Annotated in this window: 6 protein-coding genes and 2 pseudogenes; 5 read left to right on the forward strand and 3 right to left on the reverse strand. The window is 59.8% G+C overall.

What is annotated here, in order from left to right; translation table 11 throughout:
- Both WCA85_RS09940 and WCA85_RS09945 read right to left on the reverse strand, forming a co-directional pair.
- Nucleotides 1-212, reverse strand: a pseudogene (locus WCA85_RS09940) (hypothetical protein); the annotation flags it as partial.
- Between the two features lie 229 nt (nt 213-441).
- Nucleotides 442-732, reverse strand: coding sequence for a PsiF family protein (locus WCA85_RS09945; RefSeq protein ID WP_424063331.1), 291 nt, complete (start codon nt 730-732; stop codon nt 442-444).
- A 497-nt stretch (nt 733-1229) separates the two neighbouring features.
- On the opposite strand from WCA85_RS09945, the gene WCA85_RS09950 reads away from it, so the two are divergent.
- Both WCA85_RS09950 and WCA85_RS09955 read left to right on the forward strand, forming a co-directional pair.
- Entirely contained in the window at nt 1230-1526 is a 297-nt protein-coding gene (locus WCA85_RS09950; RefSeq protein ID WP_424063339.1) for a YciI-like protein, read from the forward strand.
- A gap of 557 nt (nt 1527-2083) precedes the next feature.
- Nucleotides 2084-3196: a transposase gene (locus tag WCA85_RS09955; RefSeq protein ID WP_424063332.1), complete on the forward strand. Its 1113-nt coding sequence runs from the start codon at nt 2084-2086 to the stop codon at nt 3194-3196.
- Between the two features lie 180 nt (nt 3197-3376).
- Here WCA85_RS09955 and WCA85_RS09960 read toward each other — a convergent pair whose 3' ends face one another.
- Complete coding sequence (locus WCA85_RS09960; protein ID WP_424063333.1) at nt 3377-4915, reverse strand: mannose-1-phosphate guanylyltransferase/mannose-6-phosphate isomerase; 1539 nt, start codon at nt 4913-4915, stop codon at nt 3377-3379.
- A gap of 669 nt (nt 4916-5584) precedes the next feature.
- Between WCA85_RS09960 and WCA85_RS09965 the strand changes: the two genes are divergently transcribed.
- From WCA85_RS09965 to WCA85_RS09975, 3 genes and pseudogenes are all read left to right on the forward strand, one after another.
- A complete protein-coding gene (locus WCA85_RS09965) occupies nt 5585-6982 on the forward strand; it encodes an undecaprenyl-phosphate glucose phosphotransferase (RefSeq protein WP_424063335.1) in 1398 nt (465 codons plus the stop codon).
- A gap of 62 nt (nt 6983-7044) precedes the next feature.
- A complete protein-coding gene (locus WCA85_RS09970; RefSeq protein WP_424063337.1) occupies nt 7045-8508 on the forward strand; it encodes a UDP-glucose dehydrogenase family protein in 1464 nt (487 codons plus the stop codon).
- A 22-nt stretch (nt 8509-8530) separates the two neighbouring features.
- Nucleotides 8531-8614, forward strand: a pseudogene (locus WCA85_RS09975) (low molecular weight phosphotyrosine protein phosphatase); the annotation flags it as partial.

The raw sequence follows: 8614 nt of genomic DNA on the forward strand, positions 1-8614 counted from the left end.
TCATCGGGCTCGCCGTGGCAGCGGGCGGCCGCGCCGGCGGCGCGTTGTGCGTCAGTGAGATTCCACGTGGTCAGTGAGCGATCGAGGTCGACAGCGTTGTAGGCCATCTCTTCCTGAATCTCGCGCACAGCGACGATCGCGACCGGCACCGCCCAAAAGACGATGACGACCAGCCACCGCCTGAACCAGCGGTTCTTGTGTCTCCATACCATTCTTGCCTCCGTTCGATGCACATGGCATCAACGACAAGATGGCGGCCCGATGGGCTTCGTATTTTGTAATGGGCCGTCTCCGCAGCCATCATAGAAGAAAACCGCCGACTCGGGCGAATGAGCTTGAAAGGTGGGGTAGAAGGCGGCTGAGTGCATTGGACACACTGCGCATGTCCAATGCACTCGGCGAGAGCCTGACTCATCAGGAAAGGGCCAGGCTAGAGGATTCCTAGCTCTTGTTGCTCAGGCAGGTGCTCATGAAGGCCTTGCGATCGTCGCCTTTCTTGTCAGCCGCCTGCACGTTGCAGGCCTTCATCTTTTCCTGCTGGGTCATGGGTTTGGCGTCCGGCTGGGCGCTCGACAGGCATGACTTCATGAAGGCCTTGCGGTCGTCACCTTTCTTGTCGCCGGCCTGCTTGTTGCAGACCGTCATCTTCGACTGCTGGCTATTGTCAGCGAACGCGGGTGCGGCGAGCGCAGCGCCGAGGACGAGGGTAGCGATTGCGGATTGGATCTTCATGGGACACTCCATCGGTGGTGAAACTGTTGTTGGTAGTCGTACAACCGGGCGTCTGGGCGAATGACGGGCAATCGGCCGCCAGCATTATCATGGCAAAACTGTAGGTGAAAACGGATCAGGATGTCAGCCGGTTGACAGGAAGCGCTGCGGATTTACCCTCGCCACGCATCGCATATCGCGATCCGGTGCGCAGCGCTCGAACCTGCCGGCACCTGGCGCCACGCGCCGAAGGCTGGATAAAAAGCGCGTTGAAAATTGTTATGGAATCCCTATGGAAATGCGTAGAGGAAAATCGTTGTGACATCGTATGGAGTGGCTGACTGCCTGATTAATTGTTCTCTTATGCAGGCATTCAGATCCATCACACCGTCGCATAGGAATGTGTCAATCAACACCATTAAACATCGGCAATAAATGCCGTAATAAATGTAATTGTTGAGTATGCGTGCTATTGACTTTGTGAGACTTTCTGGCTGGCTAAGGAGTGAGACATGACCATGCATTACCTGTTGATGTACGACCTGTGTGGCGACTATCTGGAGCGTCGCGCGGCATGGCGCGACGAGCATCTGGAACTGGCGTGGGCGGCTGCGGGACGGGGCGAACTGGTGCTGGGCGGTGCGCTCGAAGAACCCACCGATACCGCGGTGCTGTTGTTCAAGGGGGAAACGCCAGCCGTCGCGGAAGCCTTTGCCCAGGCCGATCCTTACGTTCGGGAGGGGTTGGTGACACGCTGGCGTGTGCGGCCATGGAAGACCGTGGCGGGTGAGCAAGCCTCGAATCCGGTGCGCTGATCCCGGCGTGCGACGGCTTCGGCGGCATCCGCAGCGCGCGGATGCCCCACGCAAAGGACAACGACAGACGGCCCGACCGGCACCGCCATTCACGGCGGTTAGCACCGGGCGCAAAGCCGCTCTGCCACGCCATTAAAAGATTCAAAAAAAGAATAAACAAATTGCAAGCGCTTTAGAGCGAATAAACACGCCATTGCAATCCAGTGCGCTGTGAGAGAGCCCATCGCTCTGTTACGGCCGCGTGAAATTCTGCTGCAGCAATTCAAAAATCAACGCCGCAAAAAGGACAAGATTGTTTCCAGGCGTAACAACTGTCTTTGGCATATTGATACAAACCCTGACGATGGTATGCTTCGTGCACAAATTCTCCAATGCACGAGTGAGACCAGGTTTGTGCTTCGGGGTGGGGAACATTCGCACTAGTCCAGTGCGAATTTCTTGCGCCAGCCGGATCGTAAAAACAATATTTGTGCAACCGCGGGCACTACACGAATCGTTCACGCTGAATTCGTGACTGTCCAACGCCGCAGCCTGGCCAGGGCTGTGTGGAGAACCGCATGTTTTTCGATGAGTTAAATAATGATGAATGGGCGCTGCTCGCAGCGCTTGTTTCTGACGAGCCGGCGGTCCGTCTAAACCGACGCGGCCGGCCGCGCGCCGAACCACGTATTGTGGCGAATGCCGTCCTTTGGATTCTCTCAACCGGTGAACCCTGGTCGAAACTGCCAGGCCGCTATCCGTCAGGTCCGACCTGCCGGCGCCGTTTCGAGGAGTGGCAGTTGAATGGCACCCTCACTGAGATGATCCGTCTGCTGACGCAAACGGGCCGCACATTTGTGTATGTGCCGCAAGCTTCGCCGCCTGTCGCCGCCAAACCCGCGCCGCAACCTGAGGCCGCGAGTGCGCGCGACGACAGCCCGCGTGGCGTCAGCTGGAAAAGTCCCGAATCGTGGCAGACGCCTGCTGGCGTGGGCCTGGGCGGGCGCTCGCTTGATCCCCTTGCCGATATGACCCGCCAGTTGTCGGGCGGCGTGCCTCGTGAAGAGGCACAAAGCGAGGCTGTTAGTACTCCGGTTACGGAGTCCGGGGTGAATCCTCATCGCCGGCAAACGCGTGGTCTCTTGCCCATGAGCGTTGTTGCTCGTGAGACGCAAACGTTTGCGTGGCGCGGTTACGTGATCTATGTCGCGGCTGAGCACGTGCCGAACGCCATGTACCGGGCCTGGGCAGAGATCGAGAAGGACGGCCGCCGCGTCGAGCGTTCCGGCCTCGTTGGGCCGCGCTTCGCCGAACCGAAGGGGGCGCAGGAGTATGCGCTGGAGTGGGCTCATCAATGGATTGACCGGGAGTGCCGCACCGTGTCAGCGGCGGCTGCCAATGCGCAGGCGCCCGGCGCTTATTCACGGCCGTTGCCTGGCGTGCGAACCATGCCGAACACGGCGACCGTCAGTTCGGCCGGGGTCCGTGCTGACGCGCCGCCAACGACCGGCTCGACCAGTTCGATGAGCGGGCCGTTGCACGGACCGCTAAATAGTGCGTTAGGGACGCCGCTAAACTCGCCCGTTAGCGCATTGCGGGCGCCGCTGCGCCGTTATCCGGGTGATGCAGCGGGTGATAGCGTGACGGAGCGGTTTCCGACGGTGACGGAATTTATTTCGCACGCCGGATGATGTCTACGTCAGGGATGTCCGCGTCAAGTGATGGCGCAGCAGCCTGCGAACGGCAGGGGCCGCCGCAGGGTCCGCACAGCATGAAGCGTCATGCATGAAACAATGCTTGAGACGCCTCTGGTGCGTGATTCGTTGATGAACCCGCCCACAGGCTGCTGATAAGCAGCCCGTGGGCGCTGTTCATTGCCGTCCGTACTTGTCGTCGAACCGTACGATGTCGTCTTCGCCCAGGTAGGAGCCGGACTGCACTTCGATAATCTCCAGCGGCATCTTGCCGGGATTCTCGAGGCGGTGCGTCGTTCCAAGCGGGATATAAGCCGACTCGTTTTCGGAGAGGATCAGGCGCTCTTCACCACGTGTGACGAGGGCGGTGCCGCGCACCACGATCCAGTGTTCGGCGCGGTGATGGTGCATCTGCAGCGACAGCCGTGCGCCCGGATTCACGACGATGCGTTTGACCTGGAAACGCTCGCCGTTATCGACCGAATCGTAATGGCCCCACGGGCGATGAACCTTGCGATGGTTCAACGCCTGTGCGCCTCCCTCGGCGCGGATACGGCCGACGATCTTCTTCACATCCTGCACGCGCGATTTGTCGGCAACCAGCACGGCGTCTGCGGTTTCGACCACCACGAGATCCCGCGTGCCCACACAGGCAATCAACCGGCCCTCGGAATGCGCGAACGTCGAGGCCGAGCCTTCGAACATCACATTGCCGCGCCCGACATTGTTGGTGTCGTCTTTCGGCAGGATCTGCCAGATTGCATCCCATGAACCCACATCCGACCAACCTGCCTTCAACGGCACCACGACGCCCGTCGCGATAGACGCATCGTTGCTCAGCTGTTCCATCACAGCATAGTCGATTGAATTGGACGGCGACGCGCTGAACGCCGCGCGCTGCAGCCGGAAGAAATCGCCGTCTGCCTTGCCGCCGGTATACGCCTCGGCGCAGGCATCGAAAATGGCCGGCTGGAAATGACGGATTGCCACCAGCCAGGTGGAGGCGCGCATGATGAAGATGCCGCTATTCCACCAGTAGTCCTGAGAATCGATATATCGCTGCGCAAGTTCCAGATGCGGCTTTTCGACGAAGCGATCGAGCCGATGCGCACCGGTCGCGCTATTGATTCCTGCCGCGCCCGCGCGGATGATCGGCGCGCCGAGACGGATATAGCCGTAACCGGTTTCCGCATGCGTCGGCACAATGCCCATCGTGACGATATGGCCGTCGACGGCATGCTGCACGCCAGCGGCCACCGCGGCGTGGAACGCATCGAGATCGGCAACCGCGTGGTCAGCCGGCATTACTACCATGATGTCGTCACTGTCGTGCGCGGCAATCGACAGGGCAGCTGCCGTCAACGCAGGTGCTGTGTCGCGGCCAACCGGTTCGAGAATCAGGCGGCTCGCTTTGCCGCTGGTGCGCAGTTGTTCGGCGGTGGTGAAGCGGTGCTCTTCATTGGCCACGACGATCAACTGCTCAGCGAGCGGGTGACCGGCGTCAAGCGCATCGAGCCGATGCGTGGTGGACTGCAGCAGCGAGTCGTCGCCCAGCAGGCCGATCAACTGCTTCGGATACTGTTCACGCGACATGGGCCACAGGCGTGTGCCGGAACCGCCCGCAAGAATCACGGGATGAACCTTCAGCTTGACGTTCAGAGATGGGGCGGTGCCTTGCCGGACGTCGGCGTCGGACGCCGTGACCGTTGCTGTCATGGTGATTTCCTCGAGACTGGGTGAGTACGTCGATTTGTATCACGGCGTAATTGGCTAATAAAAGCACGATAAATCGATACGCTTAAAAATAAATGTCAGAATTAAGGCGGCCCGAATAAAATAATTGACGTTGCAATTAAAATATTAAAAAAATCGAAAAATAATAGAGAGAAATTACCGGGGTATATTTTTAGGCAGAACGAACATCGCTACGGAGACGGTCGCTCTGCCAGGCTTGCGGTGCGGGTTGCTTAGCTTGATGACCTAAAACGGCCGTTTTCCCCTTTGCTCAAGGCCCCGCTGGCGGTGGATTCGGTAATAATTACCCAAATAATTCAACCAAAAATAGGTAATTTGTAACGATACATTTTGAGATTTTTTACGCCCTTGCGGCGCGAATTTTAATGCCGCCTTATCTAGCCTGTACGGGTAATCACGCATTCTGACTTGCGTCTCCGGTTTAGCCGGAGCCGGTAAATCGGGCGAATCACGCAGCGTCCTCATTGTCATTGAAATCGCCATTGGGTTTTCATTCCAATGGCAGTTGCCATGCCAATGAAAATCACGCAGCGCGTGAGCGCCGGGTGCCGGTTGCCTTTGTGTTTCACATGGTGCGGACCTCCGCTTACTTCACGGATGGAACTTGACTGACGAACTGAGGTGCAGCGCATGCTGAGCGTTCTATCGAGAATCATCGACATTGCGATGGTCGCCCTGGGCGCCCTGATCGCGGCAGCCGTGCATAACGGGCGCTGGGTGTGGCTGGATGACATGCAGAGCATGTCGCTGGCGTTCGATTGCCTGCTGGTGGTGGTGTTCTTTCCTGCGCTGGGTATCTATCTGTCGTGGCGTGGCAAGCCCCTGATGGACCTGCTGTTCCGTGTCTCGTGCGGATGGCTGGTGGTGGAAACCACGGGCGTGCTGATCAGCTTCAGCCTGCACCGCTCGGAGCTGCTCTCGCGGCTGTGGCTGGTCTATTGGGCCGTCGCCGTGATTGCCCTGCTGATGGTCAGCAAGACCTTGGTGTACACGGTGTTGAAGGGACTGCGCCGCGAAGGCTTCAATCACAAAGGCGTGGCGATCGTCGGCAGCGCGCCGTACGGCAAGTTTCTGATCGAACAGATGCGCAGCCGTCCGGAAGCGGGCTTCAGTCCGCTTGTGATGTACGACGAAGACAGCGCGATCGATCCGTATCAGGACCCCGATGTCGTGCAGGCCATCGAAGGCGTGCCCGTCGAACGCGACTTCACGGCGATGATCCAGCTGGTGCGTCAGCGTGCCATCCGCGAACTCTGGCTCGCGTTGCCGATCTCGAAGGAGAAGACCATCAATCGCTTCGTGATGGAGTTGCGCAACGACTTCGTGAACATCCGCTTTATTCCGGACGTCCGCAGCCTGACGCTGTTCAGCCAGCCGATGGTCGATCTGCTCGGCGTGCCGGCGATCAACCTGGCAGCCTCGCCAATCACGGATCTGCGTGTGCTGCCCAAGCGCGTGTTCGACCGGCTGTTCGCGTTGGGTGCGCTCGCTGCGCTCTCGCCGCTGCTGGTGGTGATCGCTGTGATGGTGAAGTTGTCATCGCCGGGGCCGGTGTTCTTTCGCCAGAAGCGCAAGGGTATCGATGGCAACCAGTTCGAGATCTACAAGTTTCGCTCGATGAAGGTCCACGTCGAAACCGCCGGAAAGATCACCCAGGCCACACGGCGCGATCCGCGCATCACGGCAGTGGGCGCATTTTTGCGGCGCACGAGCCTCGACGAGCTGCCGCAATTCATCAACGTGCTGCGCGGCGAGATGTCGGTAGTGGGGCCGCGTCCACATGCGCTCGAACACGACGACATCTACAAGGATCTGGTGAAAGGCTACATGCACCGCTACCGCATCAAGCCGGGCATCACCGGATGGGCGCAGATCAACGGCTACCGCGGCGAGACCGACCGCATCGAAAAAATGATGGGGCGCGTGAAGCTCGATCTGTACTACATGCAGCACTGGACCTTCTGGCTCGACCTCAAGATCGTCGTGCTGACGCTGTGGAAAGGCTTCGTGGGCAGCAACGCGTATTGAGCGCGCATGCCATGAGGCGTGTGCCCTGTTTTAGAACCCTTCAAATCTCCGAGGTGTAATTCATGAACGTGACGATCATTGGTACCGGCTATGTGGGCCTCGTGACGGGCGCCTGCCTTGCCGACATCGGCAACGACGTGCTCTGTCTCGACCTCGATCAGCGCAAGATCGACGTGCTCAACAATGGCGGCGTGCCGATCCATGAGCCGGGCCTGCAGGAGATCATCGCGCGCAACCGCAAGGCGGGGCGCCTGAAGTTCACGACCGACGTCGCCGCGTCGGTCGCGCATGGCGATATCCAGTTCATCGCGGTAGGCACGCCGCCCGACGAAGACGGCTCGGCCGATCTGCAATACGTGCTGGCTGCCGCGCGCAATATCGGCCGTCATATGACCGGCTTCAAGGTGATCGTCGACAAATCGACGGTACCGGTCGGCACCGCGGTGCGGGTGCGCGAAGCAATCGCTGAGGAACTCGCTAGCCGTGGCGCGCAGCATATGTTCTCTGTGGTGTCGAACCCGGAGTTCCTCAAAGAGGGCGCCGCTGTCGAAGACTTCACGCGGCCCGACCGCATCGTGCTGGGCTGCGACGAGGACGTTCCGGGTGAAAAGGCCCGTGAACTGATGAAGCGCGTCTATGCGCCGTTCAACCGCAATCGCGAACGTACCTTGTACATGGATGTGCGTTCGGCCGAATTCACCAAATACGCGGCGAACGCGATGCTCGCCACGCGCATTTCGTTCATGAACGAACTCGCCAATCTGGCGGACTGCGTTGGTGCGGACATCGAAGCAGTGCGTCGCGGGATCGGCTCTGATCCGCGCATTGGCTACGACTTCCTGTACGCGGGCTGCGGCTACGGCGGCTCGTGTTTCCCGAAGGACGTGCAGGCGCTGATCAACACCGCCGTCGAACGTAAGCAAAGCCTGCGCATTCTGGAGGCCGTCGAGGCCGTCAACGAAACGCAGAAGAAGATTCTCGCGCACAAGATCGTTTCGCGGCTCGGTGACGATCTGTCGGGACGCACGTTCGGCGTGTGGGGCCTCGCGTTCAAGCCCAATACCGACGACATGCGCGAAGCGCCGAGCCGACCGCTGATCGCGGAACTGCTCAAGCGCGGCGCACGCGTGAAGGCCTATGACCCGGTAGCGGTTGACGAAGCGAAGCGCGTGTTCGCGGTCGATCTGCAAGACGTACCGCAACAGCACGCGCGTCTCACGTTCGAGAGTGACGAAATGGACGTGGCGCGCGGTGCCGATGCACTGGTAATTCTCACCGAGTGGAAGGTCTTCAAGAGTCCTGATTTCGGCAGCCTGAAGCAGCATCTGCGCACGCCGCTCATTTTCGACGGCCGCAACCTGTACGAACCGGAAGCAATGAGCGAACTCGGCATCGAGTATCACGCCATTGGCCGCCAGCACGCACGGCCCGAAGCGGCAATCGCGGAGGCGCCACGCAACAGCGCCACTGTGACGCACCTCACGCCCGCGGCCGCGCGTCAGACCAGCGCGGCTACCACGCGCTGAATTGAAAGGAAGGAGAGCGCCTATGTTCGACAACGTTCTGATTGTCTGTCACGCCAACGTATGCCGCTCGCCCGCCGCAGAAGTGCTGTTCAAGGCGCAGCAGGCG

Origin of the sequence: Paraburkholderia sp., from assembly GCF_049581445.1 — a bacterium.
In the GTDB taxonomy this organism is placed as follows: Bacteria; Pseudomonadota; Gammaproteobacteria; order Burkholderiales; family Burkholderiaceae; genus Paraburkholderia.